The organism is Rhodobacter capsulatus (assembly GCF_003254295.1).
In the GTDB taxonomy this organism is placed as follows: domain Bacteria; phylum Pseudomonadota; class Alphaproteobacteria; order Rhodobacterales; family Rhodobacteraceae; genus Rhodobacter; species Rhodobacter capsulatus.
The window spans coordinates 163,892-187,119 of the sequence record NZ_QKZO01000006.1; the positions used below are offsets into that span (position 1 = coordinate 163,892).

Genomic DNA, 23,228 nt, shown 5'->3' on the forward strand with positions numbered 1-23,228 from the left:
TCACAAGGGCCGCTCCATCGCCACGGCGGTACGATAGCCGAAGATCGCCGCCGTCAGCCAGCGATCGACACGGCCCGTCACCGCAAAGCCGAGACGGTGGTAAAGCGCCTTTGCCCGCAGGTTTTCATCCACCACGTCAAGCCGCAGCACGCGGTAGCCGCGGGCCTGCGCCTCGGCACAAAGCGCCTCGATCAGCGCCGCGCCGAGCCCTCTGCCCCGCATCGGCTCGGTCACCGCGAAACCGTCGACGCAAAGCGTGCCCTGCGCCAGATCCTGCGCCAGCGCCTGCAGGGCCAGGCCGCGCCAGAACCCGCCGAACCGGCCATAGACCGCCCGCAGATCGGCGCGGTCACCGCCGACAAAGGCGCCGTCGCGGGTGCGAAAGCCGATCACCCCCAGCACATGGCCGCGCGCATCCACCGCCGCGATCATGTGGGCGGGGTCGATCACCCGCTCGATGAAGGCCATCGCCTTGACCTCGGGCCCCATCACCCGGCCCAGCTTCGCCCCGAAGGCGCGCCAGTAAAGCGCCGCCGCCTCGGCCCGCTGATCCGCCGTCAGCCCCTGAAGAAGCCGAACCTTCATGCCCCCGCCCCCGGTCCGAGAATTGCGCCCGATACAATCGCCCGCTTGGTGCCTTGCGGGGCTGCCCCTAGAACTCGCGCATCCCTTCCCCTCAGACAAGCCCCGCCAGACAAGCCCCCCGGGAAAAGCCTCGATGACCGCCCCAAGCCCCCTGTCCTCCGCCTATTGGCGCGGCTGCCGCCAAGGTCTGCCCTTCGTCCTGGTGATCCTGCCCTTCGGCCTGCTGTTCGGCGTCGCGGGCACCGAGGCCGGGCTGTCGCTGGCCGAGGTGATGGGCTTTTCGATCCTGGTGATCGCCGGGGCCTCGCAATTCACCGCGGTGCAGCTGATGACCGATCACGCCAGCACGGTGATGGTGATCCTGGCTTCGCTGGCGGTAAACCTGCGGATGGCGATGTATTCCGCCTCGCTGGCGCCGCATCTGGGAGCGGCGCCAAGCTGGGCCCGGGCGCTGGTGGCCTATTTCATGGTCGATCAGGTCTTTGCGCTGGCCAATGCCGAGTATGAGCGCGCGCCGAAACAGAGCCTGGCCGAAAAGCTTGCCTATTACGCCGGGGCCTGCACGCCGGTCTGTCCGCTCTGGTATGTCGCCACGCTGGCCGGGGCCTGGCTGGGCAAGGCGATCCCGCCCGCCTTCGCGCTGGATTTCGCGGTGCCGGTGACATTCCTTGCGATGATCGCGCCGATGCTGCGGTCGCTGCCGCATCTGGTCGCCGCGGCGGTCTCGATCGTGATGGCGCTGGCGTTTTCGGTCCTGCCCGCGGGCACCGGGCTGATCCTGGCCGCGCTTTGCGCGATGGCGGCGGGGGCGCAGACCGAGCTTTGGCTGATCCGCCGGAGGGCCGCGCAATGACCGTTGCAGAGCTTTACGGCAGCCCGACGATCTGGCTGATCATCCTGGCGCTGGGCATCGGCACTTTCGTGCTGCGCTATTCCTTTCTGGGCTGGATCGGCAACCGGCCGCTGCCCGAATGGGCGTTGCGGCATCTGCGCTATACCGCCGTCGCGGTGCTGCCCGGCCTTGTCGCGCCGCTTGTCCTTTGGCCTGCGGCGACGGACGGCCAGCCCGATCCGGCGCGGCTGATCGCGGCCGGGGCGACGCTGGCCGTGGGGCTGGCCAGCCGCAACACCTTGGCCGCGATCCTCGGCGGCCTGACGTCGCTTTATCTGGCGCTCTGGCTTTTGGGCTGAGCCCGGTCACTCGGACTTGCCGAACCCCGTGCCATGCCGCACCGGCGCCTGCTGGATCATCAGCACGCCGGAATTGTCGTCGGGATCATTGTCGAAATGATCCTCGGTCACCACGCCCGGCAACTGCCCGAAGGCCTTCGAGAGCTTCAAGGGCGAGCTGGTCGCCGGGATGCTTTCAAAGCCCGGGATCGACCGCAGCACCGAGGAGGTGTCATTGGCGCACATCATTTTCGCCACCGCGCCGTTCGACTGCACCCGCGCCAGAAGCGCCGCGGCCTGCTGCGGGGTCACGGCCAGGCGCTGTTCGCGCACATACCAGGATTCGCGGGCGTGATAATCGATGTAGAACTTGTACATCCGCTCGGTGATGCCGAAATCGACATCGTTCCGTTCCGGCACCGAGGGGTGATACCAGGTCCCGGCCGGGTCGAAGATCACCCGCTCCTGCCCGTCGATCATCAGCGCCGAATGGCCGCCCGCCCCGGTATTGGTGGAAATCACCGTGAACAGCGTCACCGAGGGCGGATTGCCGGTCGAAAACCGCGCGGCCTGCACCGCCTCGTCCGGGGCCCATTTCGGTTCGGCACAGGCGGCCAGCGCAAGCGGCAGGACCAGACAGGAAAGAAGGCGGCGCATCCGGGGACCCCTCGGCGGCAGGAAATGAACGTCGAAAGGGGGTTAAGCACGCCCCGCGGGCAGGGGCAACCGGCCGCGCGGACCACGGGCGCGTTTTCCCGAAAAGTGTCTATTCGGCGCCACGGGCCTCAGGCGGACCAGAGCCAGACGCCGTCGCGGGCCTGCCGGGTGATCTCGCCGCGCAGGAACAGGTGGTTGAGATGCGCCACCGCCTCGACCAGCGCCATGCCATATTCCGCCTCGCCGACCGGCCGCTTGAACAGCACCGGGAAACAGTCGGTGGCGCTGCGCGGGGCCTCGGCCAGAACCGCGCGCAAGCGGGCGAGCGCGCCCTCGTGGTTCTCGATCATCTGGTGCAGGCGCAGCGGCAGGCCAAGAAAGGGCAGCTTGTGACCGGGCAGGATCAGCTGATCTTCGCGCGCCAGCGGCTGGAAGGCACGGCAGGCGGCCAGCCAGTCGGCCACCGGATCGGCGAGCGGCTCGGTCGCATAGGCGCCCAGATTTGCGGAAATCCCGGGCAGAAGCTGATCGCCGCCGAGGATCAGCCCGTCGTCCTCGCTCCAGAGCGTGGCGTGATCGGGCGCATGGCCCTGGCCGATCCGCACCCGCCAGCGCCGCCCGGCGGCGTGGATCAGATCGCCCTCGACCATGTTGCGAAAGCCAAGCGGCAGCGGATGCACGCAATCGGCAAAGTTGAAGGGCCGTTCCTGCGCCCGCCGCGCCAACAGGTCGGGGTCCATCCCCGCGGCTTTCCAGAAGGCCAGCGTTTCGGGCACCGGCAGGGGCTGTTCATCCAGCATCAGCATGCGGGCAAAAAGCCAGCTCGTCCGCGTCGTCCAAAGCTCGGCACCGCGGGCCTGCAGCCAGCCCGCCAGACCGATGTGATCGGGGTGGTAATGGGTGACGATGACGCGCGTGACCGGCTTGCCCGCCAGCGGCCCATCCAGCGCCTGTTGCAAGGCCGCGCGGCAGGCGCGGCTGTCGATGCCGGGATCAACGAGCGTCCAGCCGTCGCCGTCATCCAGCGCGTAAGCATTGACGTGATCAAGCGCCATCGGCAGCGGCAGGCGCAGCCAAAGCACGCCCTCGGCGACCTCCAGGGGCTCGCCGAAGGCGGGGGCGGTTTCAAAGGGGAAGCTCAGACCGGATCGTTGTTTCATGCCCCAAGGTCTTCGGGGGAAAGCGCGAAAAGGTCAACCGCCCCCGCCCGTGCCGCCGCCAAAGCCGCCTCGGCCTGCGGCAGAAGACGGCGGATGTAGACGGCTGCCAGCTTCTGATGCGCGCCCCCTTCGAGCGCCGCGCGCAGGTGGTAATGCGCCCCAAGCACCCGCGCAAAGGCACGCAGGTAAGGCACGGCCCCGGCGAAACGGTCCTGCGTGCCCTGGGCGATCATCCATTCCGTCTGCTCGCGCAGGGTCTCGGCCGATTGCCAGACCGCCTCGGCCAGATCGGGCAAAGCCTCGCGCGCGGCTTTCGCGGCATCCTCGATTTCCTGCAGCAGACGGAACGCGGCCCGGCCGTCATCGGCCATCTTGCGCCCGACAAGGTCCATCGCCTGAATGCCGTTCGTGCCCTCATAGATCGCCGTCACCCGCACGTCGCGGCAATATTGCGCCGCGCCGGTCTGTTCGATGAAGCCCATGCCGCCATGCACCTGCACGCCCTGTTCGGCCACCCAGATCCCGGTATCGGTGCCGTAAGCCTTGGCGATCGGCGTCAAAAGCGCGGCGCGGGCCAGCCAATGCTCCTCGCCCGTCGCCCGCCCCATGTCGAGCGCGACGGCACAGGCAAGCGCGATCGCGCGCGCGGCAAAGATCTCGGCGCGCATCTCGGCCAGCATCCGGCGCACATCGGCATGCTGGATGATCGGCGAGAACTGCACCCGCTCCTGCGCATAACTCAGCGCCTGCTGGAACGCCGCTTCCGCCACGCCGATCCCCTGCACGCCGACCGCCAGACGGGCGTTGTTCATCATCGTGAACATCGCCGCCATGCCCTTGCCGGGTTCGCCCACCATCCAGCCCTTGGCGCCGTCAAAGCTCATCACGCAGGTGGGCGAGCCATGCAGGCCCATCTTGTGTTCGAGCGACACCACCCCCAGCGTGTTCGCCACCCCGGGCTTGCCCGCCGCGTCGGGGATATATTTCGGCACCATGAAGAGGCTGATCCCCTTGGTGCCGGGCGCCGCATCGGGCAGCCGCGCCAGCACCAGATGGCAGATGTTCTCGGTCACATCGGAATCACCCCAGGAGATGAAGATCTTCTGCCCGGTGATCGCATAGGTGCCATCGCCCAAAGGCTCCGCCCGGCTGCGCAGCGCGCCGACATCCGAGCCCGCCTGCGGCTCGGTCAGGTTCATCGTCCCCGACCATTCGCCCGAAATCAGCTTCGGAATGTAAAGCGCCTTGATCTCCTCGCTGGCGTGGTGTTCCAGCGCCTCGATCTGGCCCTGCGTCAGCAGCGGATTGAGCTGCAGCGCCAGATTGGCCCCCGACATCATGTCGTTCACCGCCACGCAGATCGTCTGCGGAAGGCCCATGCCGCCATAGTCATGCGGCGCGGCGACAGCGATCCAGCCGCCCTCGGCGATCTGCTGATACGCTTCCCTGAACCCGGGCGAGCTCCGCACGACGCCGTTTTCCAGCCGCGCCGGATGCAGGTCGCCCGCGCGCAAAAGCGGCGCCATCACCTCGTCGCAGAGCTTTCCGGCCTCGGTCAGCACGGCTTCCACCGTCTCGGGCGTGGCCTCGGCAAAGCGTTCGGTCGCCGCCACCGGGGCCAGCGGCACCACCTTGTCAAGGATGAAGCGGATATCGGCAACGGGCGAGCGATAGGCCATGACGGTCTCCTGTGGCGCGCTTGGCAAACGGGGCCGGGGCGCGTATGCGTGGGGCAAATTCGGGTCGGTTTCGGGGAAAGGTTACCGCAAGGGAAGCCCCCGTCCACCGCAACGCAGCGTCACGAGGGTGGGATGCAGGAAATGACCGAACGTCTTGGGACGGATGCCGCGGGGCTGGCCCGCGCGGCCGCGCTTTTGCGGGCAGGTCAGCTGGTCGCCTTCCCGACCGAGACGGTCTATGGCCTGGGCGGTGATGCGCGTCAGGGGGCGGCCGTCGCGGCGATCTATGCCGCCAAGGGCCGCCCGCAGTTCAACCCCTTGATCGTGCATGTGGCCGACATGGCGATGGCCGAACAGGTCGCGATCTTCTCGGATCAGGCCCGCGATCTCGCTGCCCGGTTCTGGCCCGGCCCGCTGACGCTGGTTCTGCCCGCGCGCCCCGAGGCCGGGATCTCCGATCTGGTCACCGCCGGGCTGGCCACGGTGGCGGTGCGGATGCCCGCGCATCCCGTGGCGCGGGCGCTGCTTGCGGCCTTTGGCGGGCCGCTCGCGGCGCCCTCGGCCAACCCGTCCGGCAAGGTCAGCCCGACCGAGGCGGATCACGTGCTCGAGGGGCTCTCGGGCCGGATCGCGGCGGTGGTCGATGGCGGCGCCTGTGCGGTGGGGGTCGAATCGACCATCCTCGGCCTGGAGCCGCCGACGCTCTTGCGCCCCGGCGGGGTCGATGTCGAAACGCTGGAAAAGGCTCTGGGCCAGCCGCTCGCCTTTGGCGGCGATGCGGTCAAGCCGAACGCGCCCGGCCAGCTGGTCTCGCATTACGCCCCCGGTGCGGCGGTGCGGCTTGAGGCGACCGAGAAGCGCCCGGGCGAGATCTACCTTGGCTTCGGCCCCGGCCCCGCGGCCGATCTGACACTCTCGGCGACGGCCAATCCGGTCGAGGCGGCGACGAAGCTTTTCGCGATGCTGCGGGTGGCCGACAAGCTCGCCACCGCGCGCGGCGCCACCACCATCGCCATCGCGCCGATCCCGGAAACCGGGCTTGGCCGCGCGATCAACGACCGGCTGCGCCGCGCCGCCGCCCCGCGGGGATAGGGGGCGCTGCCCCCTCTTTTGGCTGCGCCAAAATTCACCCCCGGGATATTTGAGGCAAGATGAACCAAAACCCGGATTGGCTTTCATCTTGCCTCAAATATCCCGGGGGGAGTCCGCAGGACGGGGGGCAGCGCCCCCCAGCCCGGCCTCAGGCGTGGCCCGCCGCGGCGGAAAGCGTGCGCGGATCGATCCCCATCGTGCCCAGCGCGCGCGTCCATTTCGTCGCGTGATCGCCATCCAGCGCCAGCGCCGCATTGCCCTCGGCCACCAGCCAGCCGTTGTCGAGGATTTCCCGCTCGATCTGCCCCGGCCCCCAGCCCGCATAGCCCAGCGCCAGAATCGCCCGCGAGGGCCCCCGCCCGGCGGCGATCTCTTCCAGAATGTCGCGCGTCGCCGTCATCGCCAGCCCCTCGCCCACCGGCATCGTCGCAGCGAACCAGTCGGCCGAATGCAGGACAAACCCGCGCCCGGTCTCCACCGGGCCGCCAAAGAACAGCGGCGCCGAGCCGCGGTCCGAGGCGGTCACGGCAATCCCGAGCTGATCCAGCAGATCCTCCATCGGCGGTTTCGGCAGCGGCTTGTTGACGATGATCCCCATCGCCCCCTCGGCCGAATGCGAGCACATCGCCACCACCGAATGCTCGAACCGCGGATCGCCCATGCCCGGCATCGCGATCAGAAGTTTGCCGCTCAGATCCATGCCGCTCTCCCGCGCCTGCCCTGCCCCTTTGTCAAAGGTGGTCCCGCTCGGCGTTGCAATCAAGCCCCGGCGACGCCCTGTCCGCATTCTCCTGTCGCGTTTGTGACTTGGCCGATCCCGGAGCCGCGGCTATCGCAGGATCATGCGACTGCCCATTTTCGCCCTTGTCCTGTGCCAGAGCCTTGCCGTCGCCGCCGCGGCCGAGGACGTCCCGCCTTTGGGAGAGGGGCTTTTGTCCGCCGCGCTGTTGCCGGGCTGGCAGGAAAGGGACGGCAGCCGCATCGCCGCGATCCGCATTGTCCTTGCCCCGGGCTGGAAGACCTATTGGCGCGTGCCGGGCGATGTCGGCGTGCCGCCGCAGTTCGATTTCTCCGCCTCGGGCAATGTCGCGGCGCTGCAGTTGATCTGGCCCGCCCCCGAGGTTTTCGAAAGCGACGGGATGAACACCGTCGGCTATCACGACACGCTGGTGCTGCCGTTGCAGATCACCCCGAAGGCGCCCGAGGCGCCGGTCTCGCTGACCGCCAGCCTGGATTTCGGCATCTGCGACGAGGTCTGCGTGCCGGTCAGCGTCGCCTTGACGAAAGACCTGTCCGGCCCCGGCGCCGAAGATCCCGAAATCGCGGCGGCGATGGCGGCCGCCCCGCGCCCCGCGCCCGGGCTGGCCCGCTGCACCCTGACCCCCATTCGCGACGGCGTCCGCGTCGCCGCCCGGATCGACCTGCCGCAAGCGGCGGGGGAAACCGCGCTTTTCGAGCTGCGCTCGCGGCCGATGTGGGTTTCGGACCCCGAGATCGACCGGCAGGGCGCGGCGCTTCTGGCCAGCGTCGATTTCGTGCCCGAGGACGCGCAGCCCTTCGATCTGGACCGCAAGGATCTGCGCATCACGGTGGTCAGCCACGGCGATGCGGTCGAGATCGACGGCTGCCCGGCGCCCTGACCCGGCCCCTAGAGCGCGTTCAGCTTCGCGCGCAATTCGAGCAGATCGGCCCAGACCAGCCGCTTGTTGATCGGCGTGCGCAACAGATTGGCCGGATGCAGCGTCGGCAGGGTGGGGCGGCCAAAGGCCGTAGCCCAGGTGCCACGCAGCCGGGTGATGCCGCGCGCATTCAGCGCCGCCGCGCAGGCGGTATTGCCCATCAGAACGATCAGATCGGGATCGACCAGCTCGACATGCCGGGCCAGAAACGGCCCCATCATCGCGATTTCCGCGGGCTCCGGCTCGCGGTTGCCGGGCGGCCGCCAGGGCATGACATTGGTGATATAGACCGCCGTCGCCGGATCGGGCGAGCCGCGATCCAGCCCCACCGCCGCCAGCATCCGATCAAGCAGCTGACCGGCGCGGCCGACAAAGGGCTTGCCCTGCGCGTCTTCATCCTTGCCCGGGGCCTCGCCGATCAGCATCACCCGGGCTTTCGGGTTGCCATCCGAAAAGACCGTGTTGCGGGCGCCGAGTTTCAGCGGGCAATGCGGAAAGCCGAGGATCGCCTCGCGCAGATCCTCAAGCGTCATCGCCCGCGCGGCAAGCCCGCGGGCCACCGCCACCGGATCGACGGTGTCGACCGGCACCAACACCGGCGCGGGGCGCGGCGCGCGGGTCTCGGTGGCGGGCGGGGGGGCCGGCGCGGGTTCGGGGGTCACAAGCGCGTAGCGGTTCACCGGTTCATCGCCCACCGGATCGGTGGCGCCAAGCTCGATCAGCCACTCGAAAGCGGCAAGGGCGGCATCGTAGCTGATCTCGGGGCCGGGGCGAGTCTCCATGGCTTTCCATCGCATGCCCCGACACGGGGGTAAAGCCGCTGGACGCAGCCCCCCCCATTTGCCATAAGCGGCCCGACAACATCGGAGGACGTCATGGCTTTTCGCGCCCGCCATCTTCTGGGGATCGAGCATCTCTCGCCGGAAGACATCCGTTCCGTTCTTGATCTTGCAGACAGCTATGTCGATCTGAACCGCCGCACCGTGAAGCGCACCGATGCGCTGGCGGGGCTGACGCAGATCAACATGTTCTTCGAGAATTCGACGCGGACGCAATCCAGTTTCGAGCTGGCCGGAAAGCGGCTGGGCGCCGATGTGATGAACATGTCGATGCAGACCTCGAGCGTGAAAAAGGGCGAGACCCTGATCGACACCGCGCTGACCTTGAACGCGATGCATCCCGATCTGCTGGTGGTGCGGCATCCCTCGTCTGGCGCCGTCGATCTTCTGGCGCAGAAGGTGAATTGCGCGGTGATCAACGCGGGCGACGGGCGGCACGAGCACCCGACGCAGGCGCTTCTGGATGCCTTGACGATCCGGCGTGCCAAGGGCCGGATCCAGCGGCTGACGGTGGCGATTTGCGGCGATGTCGCGCACAGCCGGGTGGCGCGGTCGAACCTGCTGTTGCTGGGCAAGATGGAAAACCGGGTGCGGCTGGTCGGGCCGCCGACGCTGATGCCCGCGGGCTTTGGCGATATCGGCGCCGAGATTTGCGACGACATGCGCGAAGGGCTGCGCGATGCCGATGTGGTGATGATGCTGCGGCTGCAAAAGGAGCGGATGGACGGCGGGTTCATCCCGTCGGAACGCGAATATTTCCACCGCTACGGGCTCGATGCCGAAAAGCTCGCCTATGCGAAACCCGATGCGATCGTGATGCATCCGGGGCCGATGAACCGCGGCGTGGAGATCGACGGCACGATCGCCGATGACATCAACCGTTCGGTGATTCAGGAGCAGGTCGAGATGGGCGTCGCGGTGCGGATGGCGGTGATGGATCTGCTGGCGCAGAACCTGCGCGCCGAACGCGGCCGCGCCGCGCTGGAGGCGGCGCATGTCTGAGATGAAACGCGATTCCGTCCTCAACTATCGCCCCGGAACCGACAGCGAATTGCCGCTGGAACCCGGCGAGAAGGTCTCTCAGGTGTTCCTGCCCGATCTGCGCCGCTACTGGATGGACCATCTGGTGCTGGGCGGGCTGGGGGCAGTGCTGGTCTCGGCGGTGCTGGTCTGGCTGGGCAAGACCGAGCAGATCCCGGTGGCGATCCTCGCGATCCTGATCGGCATGGCGGCGCGGGCGGCGTGGTTCCGATCCGAGGCCTTCGCGCGGCGCTGGCAGCTGACCGACCGCCGCCTGATCGGGCCGCAGGGCAAGCAGGCGATGCTGCTGGAAATCGAGAGGGTGCGCTCGCTGATCGGCGATGTGCAGATCGTGACGAAATCGGGCGACAAGCATCTGATCCGGCATCTGGCCGAAGCCGCGCCGGTCGTCGCGGCGATCGAAGCGGCCAAGTCCCGCCGGGCCCGGGAGGTGCGATGAGACCGCCGCGCCCCACCCCGCGGGGGGCGGAGCCGCCGCTGCCGCCATCCGAACGGGCCCTGACCGAGGTCCCGCATGATCCGACCGCGGTCCCCGAAGGCTGGGAGGGCGTGATGGTCCCGGGCGAACGCATTCTGTGGCAGGGCCATCCGTTGCGCCGGATCGGCTGGAAACACCTTGCTCCGGCGCTGCTGGCGGGGGGGGGGCTGGTCGTTGCGGGGGCGGTGCTTTCGGACTTGACGGGCGGGGTGCTGATCGCGGCGGGCCTTGGCCTTGCCGCAGCAGCCCTTTGGGCCGAACGGCTGCAACGCACCGGAACCGCCTTTACCCTGTCGACGCGGGCCGCCTATATCGCGCGGCGCCATCCGCTGAGGGGGCGACAGCTCGACATCCATCCGATCACCGCCGAGATGCCCTTGCGGCTTGTGGGCGGCGACAAGACGGGCGGCGTGATCTTTGCCAGCCGCTTGCGCGGCACGAAAACTCAGGAGATCGGCTTTCAGGGCATCCTCGATGCGCCCGAAGTCTTTGCGATCTTGCGAAACGCCCGGGAGGCGCTGCGATGACCCTTTTCTTCGAAAACGCCCGGCTGATCGACCCCGAAGCGGGCACCGAGACGCTGGGCAATCTGGTGGTGGATGGCGGCATCATCGCCGCGATCGGGCAGATGCAGGCCCCCGCGGATGCCCGGGTGATCGACTGCGGCGGCAAATGCCTGGCGCCCGGGATCGTCGATATCGGCGTGAAGATCGGCGAGCCGGGGGAACGCCACAAGGAAAGCTTCCGCACCGCCGGGCTGGCGGCCGCGCGCGGCGGCGTCACCACGATCATCGCCCGTCCCGACACCAGCCCCGCCATCGACACGCCCGAGACACTGGAATTCGTCACCCGCCGCGCCGCCGAGGCGCCGGTCCGCATCCGTCACATGGCGGCCTTGACCAAGGGCCGCGCGGGCCGCGAAATGACCGAGATCGGCTTTCTGATGGATGCGGGCGCCATCGCCTTCACCGACACCGATCACGTCTGCGCCGATACCAAGGTTCTGAGCCGCGCCTTCACCTATGCCCGCAGTCTGGGGGCGCTGGTGCTGTGCCACCCGCAGGAGCCGGGGCTGTCGAAAGGCGCCGCCGTCACCTCGGGCAAGTTCGCGTCCCTGCGCGGCCTGCCCGCGGTCAGCCCGATGGCGGAACGGATGGGGCTCGATCGCGATCTGGCCTTGGTCGAGATGACCGGGGTGCGCTATCACGCCGATCAGATCACCACCGCCCGCGCCCTGCCCGCGCTGGCGCGCGCCAAGGCCGACGGGCTGCCGGTGACGGCGGGGATCTCGGTGCATCACCTGACGCTGAACGAATTCGATGTCGGCCATTACCGCACCTTCTTCAAGCTGACGCCGCCGCTTCGGTCCGAAGACGACCGTCTGGCGATGGTGCAGGCGCTGGCCGAGGGCGTGATCGACATTCTCTGTTCGATGCACACCCCGGCCGACGAGGAATCAAAACGCCTGCCCTATGAGGAGGCGGCAGCCGGTGCGGTCGGGCTGGAAACGCTGCTGCCCGCGGCGCTGCGGCTTTATCACGCAGGAAGCATCGACCTGCCGGGGCTCTTTGCGGCGCTTGCGCTCAACCCGGCGCGGCTGATGGGGCTGCCGCAGGGCCGTCTTTGCGAGGGAAGTCCGGCCGATCTGGTGCTGTTCGACCCGGAGGCGCCCTTTGTGCTGGATCGCTTCACGCTGGCGTCGAAATCGAAGAACACGCCTTTTGACGGCGCCAGGCTGACGGGCAAGGTGCTTGCCACTTTCGTCGGCGGGGTGCAGGTTCACGGGCAGGCATAACAAGAACGGACGGGGGCAAGGATGGCGGATCTGCATGCGGGGGCAATGCTGCTTCTGGCGGTGGCGGGGCTTGGCTACCTGCTGGGCTCGGTGCCGTTTGGCGTGGTGATCACCAAGGCGTTCGGTCTGGGCGATCTGCGTCAGATCGGCTCGGGCAATATCGGCGCGACGAATGTGCTGCGCACCGGCAACAAGGCGGCGGCGGCGGCGACGCTGATCCTCGATGGCGCCAAGGGGGCGGTGGCGGTGCTGATCGCCCGCGCGCTTCTGGAGGGCAACGACACCGCGGCGGTGGTCGCGGGGGGCGCGGCTTTCATCGGGCATCTTTACCCGGTCTGGCTGAAGTTCAAGGGCGGCAAGGGGGTTGCGACCTTTCTTGGCACGCTGATTGCGCTGGACTGGCTTTTGGGTCTTGGCGCCTGCGGCACATGGCTGATCGCGGCGGCGGTCGGGCGGATTTCCTCGCTTTCGGCGCTGGTGGCAGCGGCGGGGGCGGTGCCGCTGGCCTTCGTGCTGGGCGATCAGGCCTATATGCCGGTAACTGCGCTGATGGCGGTGCTGATCTTCGTGCGGCACCGCGCCAATATCGAGCGGATCCTGGCAGGCACCGAACCGAAGATCGGCAAGAAGGCGTAACGCCTTCGGCCGGGTTCCCGGCTGTCCCGGTCGCTCAGCCGTCCCGGTCCCTCAGCTGTCCTTGTGATCGCGCAGGAAGGGCAGCGCCTTGCGGAAATAATCCCAGCCGGTGATCGCGGTCAGCACCGCGGCCACCCAGATCAGCACCAGACCGACGTGATTGGCCAGATCGGCCAGCGAGGCGAAATTCGGCAGATCCCCCTCGCCCGCGCGGGGCGCGCGGCCGGTTTCCAGATAATCCAGCCCGGTGCCAAGGAACAGGATGGCAATCGCCACCATCTGCGCCGTGGTCTTCCATTTCGCCAGTTTCGTGACCTTGAGCTTGCCCGCATCGGCGCCAATGAATTCGCGCAGGCCCGAGACAAAGACTTCACGGAACAGGATCACCGTCGCGGGCAGAATGAGCCAGGGGTTCATGCCGGAATAGCCGGTGATCACCACCAGCGCGATCACCACCATCGCCTTGTCGGCAATCGGGTCGAGCATGGCGCCGAACTTGCTTTCCTGTTTCCAGGCCCGCGCCAGATAGCCGTCGAACCAGTCGGTGATGGCGGCGCCGATGAACAGCGTCAGGGCGAACCAATCCGCCCAGGGACGGGCGAAATACAGGAACATCACCGCGACGCCGGGGGCGGCGATCAGGCGCAAAACGGTCAGCGTATTGGGCAGGTTCCATCTCATGCCCGCACCCTAGCCCCGGGCGTGTGCAAGGGAAAGGGGGTGCGACACTCAGCTTGCGGGGTCGGCGTAATCGTGAACGCCGCCCTGCCAGTCGGTGACGCGCCACAGGCCCGGCCGGGCCCCCGGGGCGAGATGATCCGCGGTGATCGGCACCTTGCCGAAGCCCCCCGGGATATCAAGCACATAGGTCGGGATCGCCGCGCCGCTCAAATGCCCGCGCAGCCCGGCCATCAGCGCGCGGCCCGCCACGATCGTGGTGCGGAAATGGCCGGTGCCCTGGGCCAGGTCGCAATGATGCAGGTAATAGGGTTTCACCCGGCAGTCCTGCAGCGCGCGGAAAAGATCGCGCAGCGCATCGTGGCTGTCGTTCACGCCTTTGAGCAGCACCGATTGCGACAGAAGCGGCACGCCCGCCTCGACCAGCCGCGCAAGCGCCGCGCGGGCGGGCGCGGTCAGCTCCTGCGCGTGGTTCGTGTGCACCACCACCCAGACCGCGGGGCGTTGCGCGCGCAAAAGCGCGACCAGCGCGGGGGTGATCCGCTCGGGCGCCACCACCGGCACGCGGGAATGAAAGCGCAAGGTGGTGAGGTGCGGAATGGCCGAAAGCCGGGTCAGCACGTCTTCGAGCCTGCGGGGCGAGAGCGTCAGCGGATCGCCGCCGGTCAGGATGATTTCCCGCAAGCCGCGGGTCGCGGCGATGTAATCGAGCGCCTGTTCCAGATCGCCTTCGGGCAGCGGCCCGGTCTCGCCCACGGTTTCGCGGCGGAAGCAGAAGCGGCAATAGACGTCGCAGGTCTTGGTAATGTGCAAGATCGCCCGATCGGGGTAGCGATGCGTCAGCCCGGGCGCGGGGGAATGCACGGCATCGCCGATCGGATCGGCGCGCTCCTCGGGCCGGGTGATCAGTTCCGCCGCGGTGGGCACGAATTGCGCCGCCACCGGATCCGCGGGCGCGGTAATCGCCGCGCGCATCGCGGGGGTGACGCGGATGCGGAAATGCCCCGCCACCTGCGCCAAGGCGGGCATGTCTGCGGGCGTCACCAGACCCTCGGTCAGAAGGTCTTCGGGGCGGGTCAGGGCGGTGGTCACGGGCGCGGTCATGGGGGCGGGCGCTACGCCGGGGCCGCCCTTCCGTCAACCCCGATCGTTGAAGAAGTTCCAGATCGTCTCGGCCGTGGCGGCAGAAATCCCCGGAACTTCCATCAGATCGTTTTGCCCGGCGCGGGACACCGCCTTGGCCGAGCCGAAATGCGCCAGCAGCGCGCGTTTGCGCGTCGCCCCGATGCCGGGGATCTCATCGAGCGGATTGGCCATCGTGGCTTTCGCCCGCTTCGCCCGATGCGCGCCGATCGCCCAGCGGTGGGCCTCGTCGCGCAGCCGCTGGATGTAGTAAAGCACCGGATCCTGCCGCGGCAGCGCCATCGGACGATGGCCGATGCGGTGGAATTCCTCCTTGCCCAGATCGCGGTCGATGCCCTTCGCCACGCCGACCATCGCGATGTCCTGCACCCCCAGCGCGACCATGATTTCATGCACCGCCGAGACCTGCCCCGCGCCGCCGTCGATCAGCAAAAGATCGGGCCAGAGATCGGTCTTGCGCTCGGGATCCTCGCGCAGAAGCCGCTCGAAGCGGCGGGTCAGAACCTCCTTCATCATGCCGAAATCGTCGCCCGGGGTCAGATCCTCGCCCTTGATGTTGAACTTGCGGTAAGACGATTTCATCAGCCCCTCGGGCCCCGCGACGATCATGCCCCCCACCGCATGGGCGCCCTGAATATGCGAGTTGTCGTAAACCTCGATCCGCGCGGGCGGCTTTTCCAGCCCGAAGGCCTGCGCCACCCCCTGCAGCAATTTCGCCTGCGCCGCCGATTCCGACATCTTGCGGCCCAGACTTTCGCGCGCGTTGCGCAGCGCGTTTTCAACCAGTTCCGCCTTTTCGCCGCGCTTCGGCACGGCCAATTCCACCTTGCGCCCGGCGCGGGTGGAGAGCAGATCGACCATCAGATCGGCATCCTCGATCTCATGCGACAGCAGGATCGTCTTCGGCGGTTCTTTCGCATCGTAGAACTGCGCCAGAAAGGCCTCCAGCACCTCGGCCTCCTCGGCGCCAGCGCCGGTGCGCGGGTAGAAATCGTGGTTGCCCCAGCTTTGATGCGCGCGGATGAAAAAGACCTGCACGCAGGCTTGGCCCCCTTCCAGATGCACCGCGACCACATCGGCCTCGGCCACGCTGCGCGGGTTGATGCCCTGACTTTGCTGCACCGTCGTCAAGGCGCCGATCCGGTCGCGCAGCGCCGCCGCGCGCTCATATTCCATCGCCTCCGAGGCCGCGCTCATCTCGGCCGCCAGCTCCTGCTGGATGCTTGAGGATTTCCCCTCCAGGAACCTTTGCGCGTCAGCCACCGTGCGGCGGTAGTCGTCTTCGCTGATCTTGCCCACGCAGGGGCCGGAACAGCGCTTGATCTGATATTGCAGACAAGCCCGGGTGCGCGACGAAAACATCGCATCCGAACAGTTGCGCAGCTGAAACGCCCGTTCCAGATGGTTGAGCGTGCGATTGACCGCCGAGGCACTGGCGAAGGGCCCGAAATAGGCGCCCTTGACGTTGCGCGCGCCGCGATGCTTGCGGATCATCGGAAACGGGTGATCCCCGGCGATCAGGATATAGGGAAAGCTCTTGTCGTCGCGCAAGAGCACGTTGTAGCGCGGCTTGAGCTGCTTGATCAGGTTTTGCTCCAAAAGCAGCGCCTCGGTTTCCGTGCGCGTGGTCAGGAACATCATGTGGGTGGTTTCGGAAATCATCCGCGCGATCCGGCCAGAATGGCCGGTGGTGCGCGCATAATTCGACACACGCGCCTTCAGGTTGCGCGCCTTGCCGACGTAAAGCACCTCCTGCGCCGCATTGAGCATGCGATAGACGCCCGGAGATCCGTCAAGACGGCTGACGTAATCCGCGATCAGCGCATGGCCTTTCAACCGCAGACCCTGCTGCGTCGCGGCATCATCGGGAAGATCAAATCCGTCCGTCATTCTGGCCCTCTGATTCTCTGTCCGGGTTGCAACCATGCTTCGCCAAATTCAAGGGGAAAGCTTTCCACCGTTTCTGTGGATAAGTTCGTGGGAAAGATTTGGGGATCTGCAGATTTCCCTTGAATCAAGCCCCTTTCACAAGGTTGATTAAAAAATGGGCAGACTTGCAAGGCATTGATTTTGATCGGAAATTATTTTCATCAAAAGCAAGCCCCTGAAAGGATTGAGAGAATTGTAACCCTTTGTTTACACTTGCGCGAAACGTGGACAACTTGCCGCTGAGGAACACGCCAGCCCCCCCGTTTCAGCCCCGGAAAGGTTGGGGATGCGTTAACGGCGAGCCACGACATTTACCACTTGCCCGGTCAGCGCAGGCCCCTGCACGATCAGCCTCAACGCCTGCGCCAAGGCCTGCGGCAGGAGCGGCGGCCCCGGATGCTGCGTCGCGGCAGTCCAGGCCGCCTGCCAGGGCGCAGGCGGCGGACGGCGCGGTGCAAGATGGAGCGCATTCACCCGCAACTGCGGCGCATGGGCCAAGGCGGCCCGCGCCAGCGTGCCCTGCAGAACCGCCGCCTGCCCCGCGGGCAGCAGCCAGACTACCTGACCGCTGGCGATCCGGTCGGCGCCTGCCCGCCCGGCCTCGGGACGGCTTGCGGCGAAATCGGCGATCCGCGCCAAGGCTTGCGCCGGATCCCCGGCCCCAAGCAGCAGCACCGAGGCGTCGGTCTGCACCGGCACCAGATCACAAAGCGCCAGCGCCTCGGTCAGCGGCGCGGCAAGGGCGGGCGGAATGTCAGTCAGCAACGCCCGCATCGTCACGCCTTTCCGCAGGGACAAGGCCCCGCCCCGATCCGCGGCCTGCCACACTGCTTGCAGGTCTTGCGCAAGAGCAGCGGCGGCTTGCGGCCCGGCAGGCGCAACCGGCCGAAAAAGGCCAGCCCGACCATCACCAGCACGAAAAGGATCGCGGCCTTGATCAGCATGTCAGCGCCCGACCCGTGCCCAAAGCGCCCGTTCCTCGGCGGCCTCCAGCACCGAAACGGCGGCCTCGGCGGCGATCCCGGCCCCGAAGCGGCGCAGCCAGGACCGGCGTTGGCCATAGGGCACCAGCTTCACCTTGTCGCCATAAAGCGCGCGCAGTTTCGGCCCCGGATGCGCCAGCCCGTCGATCAGCCCGGTGTCAAGCGCCTGCGCCCCGGTCCAGATCTCGCCGGTGAACAGATCCGCCCCGGCAGCCAGTTTCGCGCCCCGCCGGTCGGTCACCCAGGCCTTGAACGCCCGGTGCATGTCTTCCAGAAGCCGGGTCAGCCGCGCCACATCCTCGAGCTTTTCCGGCCGGAACGGGTCAAGGAAACTTTTCGAGCAGCCCGCCGTATGCACCCGCCGCTCGACCCCGTAGCGGCCGATCAGATCGGCAAAGCCGAAGCCCGACGAAATCACCCCGATCGAGCCAACGATCGAGGTGGCATCGGCCCAGATGTCATCGGCGGCGCAGGCCAGCCAATAGCCGCCCGAGGCCGCCACATCCTCGACGAAGGCATGGACGGGCAGGCCGGTCTCCACCGCCAAAGCCCGGATCCGCGCCGCGATCAGCGAGGATTGCACCGGCGAGCCGCCGGGGGAATTGATGATCAGCGCCACCGCCACCGGCTTGCCCTTGCGGAAGGCGCGCTCCAGCGTCTCGGCCAGCGCGGCATCCGACAGGCCCTGCGCCCCGGGACGGCTGAGGCCGATGGCGCCCTGCAGCCGGACGACGGCCACGCGCAGCGGGCGGTTGAAGAACGGGGCGGGAAGGAAGCGGGTGATGTCCATGCCCCCGATGTAGGCGCGGGCGCGGCGGCAGGCAAGCGGGCGGCGGCGAAATCCGCCGTTACCGCTCGGCCTGCAGACGCTCGATATAGGCGCGCAATTCCTCGGCCTCGTGGCGGGCGTCGCGCAGACCGTCCATCGCCGCGCGCAGCTCCGCCTCGGTCTGGTTGATCTGGTTCGTCAGCTCCGCCTCGCGGCTTTCGACATAGGCCACGGCCTGATCGCGCTGCTCCTCGGCCTCATGCAGCGCCTGCGCCATCTGTTCCAGCTCGCCCATGTCGGCCGCGGTGACCCGGGTCAGCCGGTGGATCAGCCAGGAGGCGAACCAGCCCAGGCAGAAGGCCAGAAACAGGATGATCGCCGTGGCGATGACGAATTCGGTTCTGTTCATCTGCGGCTCTCCTCAGTTGTCCCGCCCGCCCAGTTTCTTCGGGCGCGGTTTCGGGCGGCCGGGCGATTGCGCGGCGGGGTTGACCGGAATGACGGGGACCGCCTCGGCGCCATCTGTCGTCGCGGCCTCCGTCATTGGCGCTTCCGGCGTCGGGGCTTCCGGGGCGGCCACGCCGGGCGCAGAGGCCGCCGGAGCAGGGGCCGCCGGAAGTTGCGTCTCGGGCGGGTTCGGCATCGGCTCGCCCTGCGCGTCTTCCATCGGGGCGGCGCCTGCGATGGCGCTTTCATCCAGCACCAGATCGGGCACCGCCTCGATCGGCGCGACGGGCGCGGGCTTCGGCGGTTCCGGCGCCGTCACCGGCAGATCGATCTGCCCGGCCCCGCCCACCGGCTTGGCATCAAGCAGCACGAATTCGATGCGCCGGTTCGCCTCGCGGCCCTTGTCGGTGTCATTCTCGGCGATGGGCTGGCTTTCGCCATAGCCCTTGGGGGTCAGGTTGCGCGTCAGCACCCGGCGCGCGGAAAGCGCGGTGATCACCGCTTCGGCCCGGGCCTGCGACAGCTTGCGGTTGCCCTCGTCGCTGCCCTGGCTGTCGGTGTGACCCGCCACTTCCATGCGGAAATCCTGACATTGCGCCATCGCCTTGGCCAACGCGTCAAGCTTCGGCCCGTCCTCGGGCTTGATCGTCGCCGAACTGGGCTCAAACCCGATCTTGTCGCGCGCCAGCACCCCGTTCAGCCGCGCGACGCATTCGTTGCCATCGGGCAGCGCCAGCGTTGGATCCAGCCGGCGGTCATATTTCACCGAAAGCGCGATCGGCGCCGCCTCGCCCAGCCGCCGGGCAAACAGCCGCGCCGCCTTGTCCGAGGCCTGCCGGTCGCCGGTCACGCCGGTCAGCCGCACCAGATCGGGCGTCACCGTCACCGCGCCGTCATGCATAAGCCGCAGCGCCTCGAGCGCGGTCAGCGTGCGCAGCGGCCAGCCCTCGGGCAGGCCGGTATCGACCCGCGTCGCGCCGTAAACCGATGTCGCGCCGAATTGCGCATGGGCAAAGCTTTCCAGCGCCGCGCGCGAGCGGTCCGAGGTGACGCGGCCGCGCAGCTCCACCTGCCCATCCTCGCGCAAAAGCGCCGAGAATTCGGGCACGGCATCCTTCGCCTCGGCCTTCTTCGCCAGCTCGGCCTTGAGCGAGAACACATCGGGCAGGTTCGATTCGAGATCGCCCACCACCCGGTCATAGATCGCCGGATCGGTCGTGTCGGCCGCCACCAGCGCGATATCGGCATCGGAAAAGGTCAGCGTGCCGCCACCCAGCTGCGCCAGCGCGGCCAGACCCATCGTCACCGCCTCGGCCCATTGCGGCGAGGGCACGCCCATGCCGACGGTGCAATCCAGCTCGCCCTTGGCGCCCGCCTTGCGCGCCGCCGCGATGATCCGCCCCGCGGCGCGGTCGGTATCGGCGGAACAGGCGTCGAAACGGGCGCCCTCGGCATCGATCAGGAAGCGCAGCGTGAAGGGGGTGATCACCGGGCGCGGCGCGGAAATCTTGGCGTCCAGCCGGATCTCGGTCGGGCGGCGCCGGTTCAGCAGCGCCTCGGCCTCGGCCTTCTGTTCGGGGCTGTCGGTGATCGCCTCGACGCCGACCTTGCCGGGCAGGATCGAGACCTTGGCGCGGGGCAGTTCCGTCAGCGCCGCGATGCCGAAATCCAGCGCCGATTTCCAGCCGCCCGGCACCGGATAATCGGCGCTTTCGAGCATGTCGGTGACCGCCCCCTCGCCCGCGATTTTCGTCAGCCGCTCGAGCAGCGCCTTGCGGTCGGTGCCCGAGGGCACGAGCCCGATCAGCGAGATCCCCTCGTCATTGCGCAGCATCTGCAGCGAAAAATCGGGGGGCGCGATCGCCTTTTGCACCTCGGCATCGGTGTTGTCGACGATGCGGGAACTGTCGACCACGGTCGAAACCAGGGTGACGGCGCGGAACCGCGCCGCCTCGGAGGGGGCGGTGCCGAGCAAGATCACCTGCAGCCCGTCGGTTTCGACCTGCACCCAGGAATGGCTGGCGGTTTCCAGCGCCAGCTTCACCGCCTTGCGCGAGCGCTGCTCGATGATCGTGGCCGAGCCACCCGCGATGAAGGCCGAAAGCACAAGGGCGCCGACGAAAGCCGTCGTCGTCAGGAGGGTGATGCGGCCACGCATGGGGATGTCGTTCCTCGCCTTGGGTTCGCCCCGTCTTAAGGGGCGCCCCCCTGGCGATCAATCACAGGATTGCGGCACCGGCAAGAAACAGCGCAGCCAACAGCCCGGTATCGCGGCTTTTACGAAAGAGCATCAGGCAGGTGTCGGCATCGTCGATGTCAAGCTTGCGCATCTGCCAGAGCATGTGCCAGCCCATCGCCCAGGGCGCGCAAAGACCGAGCGCCAGCACCGCCGGATTGCCCAGCGGCAACAGCGCCAGCAGCACCGCCGCCGCCATCAGAACGACGGTCAGAACCAGAAACAGCCCCAGCCAGCGGCTCGTGTTGGCGCCAAACAGCCGCGCCGTCGATTTCACCCCGATCAGCGCATCGTCTTCCTTGTCCTGATGCGCGTAGATCGTGTCGTAAAACAGCGTCCAGGCGATCCCCGAGGTAAAAAGAAGCACCGGCGCAAGGTCCAGACTGCCCTTGTGCGCGACCCAACCGAGCAGCGCCCCCCAGTTGAAAGCGATGCCCAGAAAGGCTTGCGGCCACCAGGTGAAGCGCTTGGCAAAGGGATAGACCGCGGCCGGGACAAGGGCCAGAACGCCCATGCCGATGGCCGCCCAGTTGAAGCTGAACAGGATCGCCGCCGCCAGCGCCGTCTGCGCCACCATCCAGCCCATCGCCTGTCTCAGCGTCACCTGACCGGAGGGAATCGGGCGCGAGCGTGTCCGCGCGACCTGGCCGTCGAAATCGCGGTCGGTGATGTCGTTCCAGGTGCAGCCTGCGCCGCGCATCAGGAAGGCGCCAAGGCCGCAGCCCAGCGCCAGCCACAGATCGACCACGCGCAGCCCGTCGGTCGCCGCGGCCAGCGCGATCGACCACCAGCAGGGCAAGAGCAAAAGCCAGGTGCCGATCGGACGATCGGCCCGGGCAAGCCGCAGATAGGGGCGGCTGAAAGCGGGGGCGGTATGGTCCACCCAGTTGCCGCGATAGGCGTCGGCCACCTGTCCCGTCACCTGAGCCTCTGGCATTTCGGTTTTGCCGGTCATAAGTTTCGCCTCATGGAACGCGCCAAGATACGACTCTGTGTTACTCACCCGCTCTCGCCGGGGCAAGCCGTGCCCCTGACCGCCGATCAGGCGAATTATCTCTTTGCGGTGATGCGGCTTGGCCCGAGCGACCGGGTCGCGCTGTTCAACGGGCAGGACGGCGAATGGACGGCCGAGGTGGTCGAGGGGACGAAACGGGCGGGCGTGCTGCGCTGTCTGGGCCTTGCCGCGCCGCAGCTGAACCCGCCCGACCTGTGGCTGCTCTTCGCGCCGATCAAGAAGGAACGCACCGATTTCATCGTCGAGAAAGCGGCGGAGCTCGGTTGCGCGAAAATCCTGCCGGTGCAGACGGAATTCACCAATGCCGCGCGGATCAAACAGGACCGGCTGCAGGCGCATGCTTTGGAAGCGGCCGAGCAATGTCTGGGCACTTATGTTCCCGAAGTCAGTGACTTGCAGACTTTGCAGAAAATTCTGAAATCCTGGAACCCGGCGCGGCGCATTCTTTGGGGCGACGAATCGCTGGTCGGTCCGGCGCAGACTTTGGCCGGTCTTGCCCCCGGCCCCTGGGCGATTCTGGTCGGCCCCGAGGGCGGCTTTTCCGAGACCGAGCGACGGCAGCTGCGCGGCCTGCCCTTTGTCACGCCGGTGTCGCTTGGGCCGCGCATCCTGCGCGCCGATACCGCCGCCTGTGCGGCGATCACGCTTTGGCAATCGGCCCTGGGGGACTGGCGGTGATCCGACCCGAGCTGCGCGCGCATCTGACACGGCAGCGCGAAGCTTATGTCGCAGGTCTGACGCTCGCCGCGAGCCTCTGGGTCGCGACGCGTGGCGGCTGGTTTCTGGCGGCTCTGGGGCTGTGCCTTGCCGCCCTTGCCGCGGGCTGGCTGGTGCTGGCCCTGCGCCGCGCCCGCTTTGCCCGGCCCGTCTCCGATCCGGGCGTGGTCGAGCTGGACGAAGGCCGGATCGGCTATTGGGGCACCGGCGGGGGGATGCTGGGCGGCACCATGGCGCTGGAGGACCTTGTCGAAATCCGCCTGCTGCTGCTGAAAGACAGCCAGTTCTGGCGGCTCAAAAGCCGCGACGGGCAGGCGCTGCTGGTGCCGGTGGCCGCGGCCGGCTCGGAAAAGCTCTTTGACGCCTTTGCCGGTCTGCCCGGCATCGACATGGGCGCACTGGCCGCCGCGCTGGATCGGCGCATCAGCGCACAAAGCCTGTGGCGCCGTCCCGGCTGAGGCGGCTTGACTTGGCGGCGCGGAAGAACCACCTGTTGTCTC

The 23,228-nt window shown here is 67.9% G+C and carries 26 protein-coding genes; 11 read left to right on the forward strand and 15 right to left on the reverse strand.

Features of this window, described 5'->3' with window-relative positions:
- Positions 1–585 (reverse strand): GNAT family N-acetyltransferase, encoded by a 585-nt coding sequence (locus LY44_RS10470; protein ID WP_055211799.1) that lies wholly within the window; start codon positions 583–585, stop codon positions 1–3.
- Between the two features lie 133 nt (positions 586–718).
- On the opposite strand from LY44_RS10470, the gene LY44_RS10475 reads away from it, so the two are divergent.
- Together LY44_RS10475 and LY44_RS10480 are read left to right on the forward strand one after the other, a co-directional pair.
- The gene (locus LY44_RS10475; protein WP_055211801.1) at positions 719–1,438 is read left to right on the forward strand and encodes an AzlC family ABC transporter permease; all 720 of its coding nucleotides are present in this window, start codon (positions 719–721) and stop codon (positions 1,436–1,438) included.
- Positions 1,435–1,776, forward strand: a complete 342-nt coding sequence (locus LY44_RS10480) for an AzlD domain-containing protein (RefSeq protein ID WP_055211803.1) — start codon at positions 1,435–1,437, stop codon at positions 1,774–1,776. The genes LY44_RS10475 and LY44_RS10480 overlap by 4 nt, the downstream gene beginning before the upstream one ends.
- Positions 1,777–1,782: 6 nt before the next feature.
- Here LY44_RS10480 and LY44_RS10485 read toward each other — a convergent pair whose 3' ends face one another.
- From LY44_RS10485 to LY44_RS10495, 3 genes are all read right to left on the reverse strand, one after another.
- Positions 1,783–2,412, reverse strand: coding sequence for a hypothetical protein (locus tag LY44_RS10485; RefSeq protein ID WP_055211805.1), 630 nt, complete (start codon positions 2,410–2,412; stop codon positions 1,783–1,785).
- A gap of 128 nt (positions 2,413–2,540) precedes the next feature.
- Positions 2,541–3,572 carry an MBL fold metallo-hydrolase gene (locus LY44_RS10490; RefSeq protein ID WP_055211807.1) on the reverse strand — a complete coding sequence of 344 codons (1,032 nt, stop codon included), beginning with the start codon at positions 3,570–3,572 and terminating at the stop codon, positions 2,541–2,543.
- A complete protein-coding gene (locus LY44_RS10495; protein ID WP_394325859.1) occupies positions 3,569–5,071 on the reverse strand; it encodes an acyl-CoA dehydrogenase in 1,503 nt (500 codons plus the stop codon). Before LY44_RS10495 ends, LY44_RS10490 begins: the two co-directional genes overlap by 4 nt.
- A gap of 312 nt (positions 5,072–5,383) precedes the next feature.
- On the opposite strand from LY44_RS10495, the gene LY44_RS10500 reads away from it, so the two are divergent.
- Positions 5,384–6,343 carry an L-threonylcarbamoyladenylate synthase gene (locus tag LY44_RS10500; RefSeq protein WP_081024495.1) on the forward strand — a complete coding sequence of 320 codons (960 nt, stop codon included), beginning with the start codon at positions 5,384–5,386 and terminating at the stop codon, positions 6,341–6,343.
- A gap of 148 nt (positions 6,344–6,491) precedes the next feature.
- On the opposite strand, the gene LY44_RS10505 is transcribed toward LY44_RS10500, so the two are convergent.
- The gene (locus LY44_RS10505) at positions 6,492–7,043 is read right to left on the reverse strand and encodes a YqgE/AlgH family protein (RefSeq protein WP_055211813.1); all 552 of its coding nucleotides are present in this window, start codon (positions 7,041–7,043) and stop codon (positions 6,492–6,494) included.
- Positions 7,044–7,185: 142 nt separating this feature from the next.
- On the opposite strand from LY44_RS10505, the gene LY44_RS10510 reads away from it, so the two are divergent.
- Positions 7,186–7,983, forward strand: a complete 798-nt coding sequence (locus LY44_RS10510; protein ID WP_055211815.1) for a protein-disulfide reductase DsbD domain-containing protein — start codon at positions 7,186–7,188, stop codon at positions 7,981–7,983.
- Between the two features lie 8 nt (positions 7,984–7,991).
- Here the strand turns inward: LY44_RS10510 and LY44_RS10515 are convergent, their stop codons facing one another.
- Positions 7,992–8,804, reverse strand: coding sequence for a uracil-DNA glycosylase (locus LY44_RS10515; RefSeq protein WP_055211817.1), 813 nt, complete (start codon positions 8,802–8,804; stop codon positions 7,992–7,994).
- Positions 8,805–8,897: 93 nt separating this feature from the next.
- Between LY44_RS10515 and LY44_RS10520 the strand changes: the two genes are divergently transcribed.
- Genes LY44_RS10520 through plsY form a run of 5 tightly spaced genes read left to right on the forward strand, consistent with a single transcriptional unit; the run spans position 8,898 to position 12,811 of the window.
- Positions 8,898–9,863: an aspartate carbamoyltransferase catalytic subunit gene (locus LY44_RS10520; protein ID WP_013066145.1), complete on the forward strand. Its 966-nt coding sequence runs from the start codon at positions 8,898–8,900 to the stop codon at positions 9,861–9,863.
- A complete protein-coding gene (locus tag LY44_RS10525; protein WP_146707227.1) occupies positions 9,856–10,341 on the forward strand; it encodes a hypothetical protein in 486 nt (161 codons plus the stop codon). The genes LY44_RS10520 and LY44_RS10525 overlap by 8 nt, the downstream gene beginning before the upstream one ends.
- Positions 10,338–10,907 (forward strand): hypothetical protein, encoded by a 570-nt coding sequence (locus tag LY44_RS10530; protein ID WP_055211820.1) that lies wholly within the window; start codon positions 10,338–10,340, stop codon positions 10,905–10,907. The genes LY44_RS10525 and LY44_RS10530 overlap by 4 nt, the downstream gene beginning before the upstream one ends.
- The gene (pyrC, locus tag LY44_RS10535; protein ID WP_055211823.1) at positions 10,904–12,175 is read left to right on the forward strand and encodes a dihydroorotase; all 1,272 of its coding nucleotides are present in this window, start codon (positions 10,904–10,906) and stop codon (positions 12,173–12,175) included. The genes LY44_RS10530 and pyrC overlap by 4 nt, the downstream gene beginning before the upstream one ends.
- Positions 12,176–12,196: 21 nt before the next feature.
- A complete protein-coding gene (gene plsY, locus LY44_RS10540; protein ID WP_055211824.1) occupies positions 12,197–12,811 on the forward strand; it encodes a glycerol-3-phosphate 1-O-acyltransferase PlsY in 615 nt (204 codons plus the stop codon).
- 51 nt (positions 12,812–12,862) lie between these two features.
- On the opposite strand, the gene pgsA is transcribed toward plsY, so the two are convergent.
- The 9 genes from pgsA to ubiA form a co-directional block, all read right to left on the reverse strand.
- Positions 12,863–13,492 (reverse strand): CDP-diacylglycerol--glycerol-3-phosphate 3-phosphatidyltransferase, encoded by a 630-nt coding sequence (gene pgsA / locus LY44_RS10545; protein ID WP_055211826.1) that lies wholly within the window; start codon positions 13,490–13,492, stop codon positions 12,863–12,865.
- 48 nt (positions 13,493–13,540) lie between these two features.
- On the reverse strand, positions 13,541–14,593 hold the full coding sequence (locus LY44_RS10550) for a lysine-2,3-aminomutase-like protein (RefSeq protein WP_055211828.1): 1,053 nt from the start codon (positions 14,591–14,593) through the stop codon (positions 13,541–13,543).
- Positions 14,594–14,626: 33 nt separating this feature from the next.
- On the reverse strand, positions 14,627–16,522 hold the full coding sequence (gene uvrC, locus LY44_RS10555; protein WP_055211829.1) for an excinuclease ABC subunit UvrC: 1,896 nt from the start codon (positions 16,520–16,522) through the stop codon (positions 14,627–14,629).
- Between the two features lie 330 nt (positions 16,523–16,852).
- Complete coding sequence (locus LY44_RS10560; RefSeq protein ID WP_146707228.1) at positions 16,853–17,359, reverse strand: hypothetical protein; 507 nt, start codon at positions 17,357–17,359, stop codon at positions 16,853–16,855.
- Complete coding sequence (locus tag LY44_RS17945; RefSeq protein ID WP_055211833.1) at positions 17,338–17,505, reverse strand: hypothetical protein; 168 nt, start codon at positions 17,503–17,505, stop codon at positions 17,338–17,340. Before LY44_RS17945 ends, LY44_RS10560 begins: the two co-directional genes overlap by 22 nt.
- Before the next feature lies 1 nt (position 17,506).
- Positions 17,507–18,334: a S49 family peptidase gene (locus LY44_RS10565; RefSeq protein WP_055211836.1), complete on the reverse strand. Its 828-nt coding sequence runs from the start codon at positions 18,332–18,334 to the stop codon at positions 17,507–17,509.
- A 58-nt stretch (positions 18,335–18,392) separates the two neighbouring features.
- The gene (locus tag LY44_RS10570; protein ID WP_013066134.1) at positions 18,393–18,722 is read right to left on the reverse strand and encodes a cation:proton antiporter; all 330 of its coding nucleotides are present in this window, start codon (positions 18,720–18,722) and stop codon (positions 18,393–18,395) included.
- Positions 18,723–18,734: 12 nt separating this feature from the next.
- On the reverse strand, positions 18,735–20,918 hold the full coding sequence (locus LY44_RS10575; RefSeq protein WP_055211838.1) for an OmpA family protein: 2,184 nt from the start codon (positions 20,916–20,918) through the stop codon (positions 18,735–18,737).
- A 61-nt stretch (positions 20,919–20,979) separates the two neighbouring features.
- Entirely contained in the window at positions 20,980–21,951 is a 972-nt protein-coding gene (gene ubiA, locus LY44_RS10580; RefSeq protein WP_055211840.1) for a 4-hydroxybenzoate octaprenyltransferase, read from the reverse strand.
- Positions 21,952–21,963: 12 nt separating this feature from the next.
- Here ubiA and LY44_RS10585 point away from each other — a divergent pair, with 12 nt between their 5' ends.
- Positions 21,964–22,689: a 16S rRNA (uracil(1498)-N(3))-methyltransferase gene (locus tag LY44_RS10585; RefSeq protein ID WP_055211842.1), complete on the forward strand. Its 726-nt coding sequence runs from the start codon at positions 21,964–21,966 to the stop codon at positions 22,687–22,689.
- Positions 22,686–23,186 (forward strand): hypothetical protein, encoded by a 501-nt coding sequence (locus LY44_RS10590; protein WP_055256453.1) that lies wholly within the window; start codon positions 22,686–22,688, stop codon positions 23,184–23,186. The genes LY44_RS10585 and LY44_RS10590 overlap by 4 nt, the downstream gene beginning before the upstream one ends.
- The last annotated feature ends 42 nt before the right edge of the window (positions 23,187–23,228 follow it).